Source organism: Methylobacterium sp. EM32, from assembly GCF_040593685.1.
In the GTDB taxonomy this organism is placed as follows: Bacteria; Pseudomonadota; Alphaproteobacteria; order Rhizobiales; family Beijerinckiaceae; genus Methylobacterium.
This window is the reverse complement of record NZ_JBEXZS010000187.1, coordinates 1-1,532: the sequence shown is the minus strand read 5'-3', so window position 1 is coordinate 1,532 and position 1,532 is coordinate 1. Positions and strand designations below refer to the sequence as shown.

General features: G+C 67.4%; 2 protein-coding genes. Both read right to left on the bottom strand.

Annotation, left to right across the window (positions count from 1 at the left end; translation table 11 throughout):
- Positions 1–108 precede the first annotated feature (108 nt).
- Positions 109–582, bottom strand: coding sequence for a VOC family protein (locus ABZT49_RS24910; protein WP_355289977.1), 474 nt, complete (start codon positions 580–582; stop codon positions 109–111).
- Between the two features lie 71 nt (positions 583–653).
- Positions 654–1,385 (bottom strand): SIMPL domain-containing protein, encoded by a 732-nt coding sequence (locus ABZT49_RS24905; RefSeq protein WP_355289975.1) that lies wholly within the window; start codon positions 1,383–1,385, stop codon positions 654–656.
- Positions 1,386–1,532: the final 147 nt, after the last annotated feature.

Here is a 1,532-nt window from a genome sequence, read left to right as displayed (position 1 = left end):
GGGCTGGCGGGGGTGATCCGGTGGTTGAGCGGGGACAGGCCACGAGCCGGGCTGCTCGATCGCGTGGAAGGCCGCTGAGGGTGGGAAGCGGACACCCGCCCGGCGGGATCAGTGATCCTTGGCGGTAGCTGGCGGCTGCATGAACTCGATCGTCGCGCCGTCAGGGCCAACGGCGTAGATCACCCGCGTTCCAGCCCGCGCACCGCTCGCGATCGGTTGCGGCGTGCCTTGCGCCTTCCAGCCGTAGGCGGCGATCTGCACCAGGAGCGCGTCGATGTCATCGACCACGAGGGCCAGATGCGCGAAGCCCGGGTCGAACGGCTTGGCTGGCACGCTTGGTCGGTCCTGACCCTGATACTCCAGGAGTTCGATCGTCTGATCCGCCAGCGAAACGATCGCTAGGCGCACCGTCGCCCCATGCGCTCCGGTGACCTGACCGAGGAACTCACCACCCATCTCGCCCGTCCGCACGAGGCGTGCGCCGAGCCCATCGATCCAGAACCGAAGTGCCTCGTCGAGGGAGCCGACCGCGAAGCCGACATGATCGGCGCGCTGCACATGGATGTTCGTGTGTTCCGTCATGCAGGACGTTCTACCGGCAAAGGGGCCGCTCGTCTGCAATGGGTCGGAATCGGAAGCTCGGACACGCCCACTTAGGGCAAGATCTCCCAGGTGACGCTCACCTTTGCCGCCAGCTGCTCGACGCCCGGCTCGACCGGGATAACGGTTGTCACGGTGCCACCCCCCAACGCCGCGCGACGTGGCAAATCGGCCTCCCCGTGCACAAGGCTGTCGGGGTCCGGCTCGATGGTCAGAACGCGCCCCAGCCGCACCCCGGCCGCCTCCGCGTAGAGCTTGGCCTTCCGCACCGCGTCCTTCGTCGCCTGGACCCGCAACTCGTCCATGGGACGCTGCTCGTCACTGACCGTGAAGCTGATGCCCTCGAACACGTTCGCGCCTTTGTCGATCAATGAGCGGGCGAGCGCACCGGCTCGCGCGGTGTTGTGCAGCCGCACCGTCAGAGCGTTACGCCCCACATAGCCCCGCAGTGTACGTTTGACGGTTTGGCCCTGCGGTCCGCGCTCCTCGTCGTACACAGGCGAGACGGTGATCGCGGTCTTGATGTCGCGCGGATCAATCCCCTGCGCCTTGATCTCGGCAAGCACGCTCTGCGAGCCGCGGCCCGTCTCCTCGGCAGCGGCCGCAGCCGTCGGTTTCTCGGCTGAGACGCTGAGCCGAAGGGTGGTAGTATCGGGCACGACCTCGCGCGTGGCGGCCGATGTCACGGTCAGGCTGGGCAGGCGTGCTTTGGGCTGATCCTCTTCAGCGGCGTGGGCGAGGGAGCAGCCGGCGAGACCAACCGCAACGAGGGCAATCTTCAGCATGCTATCACCCGAGAGCGTGGCGGCGGCTAACGCCACCGGGATGCGCAGGTAGACAAGGGTAGGGGGCATCTGACCGTGCAGCTGCAATGGATCGAAAGCAGCCCTCCACGGCCGGCCCGATGGCCCTCAACCCCCAGCGTTCCCACC

Coding starts and splice junctions, on each gene's coding strand:
- ABZT49_RS24910 (WP_355289977.1), bottom strand. CDS start 582: ATGACGGAACACACGAACATCCATGTGCAGCGCGCCGATCATGTCGGC.
- ABZT49_RS24905 (WP_355289975.1), bottom strand. CDS start 1,385: ATGCTGAAGATTGCCCTCGTTGCGGTTGGTCTCGCCGGCTGCTCCCTC.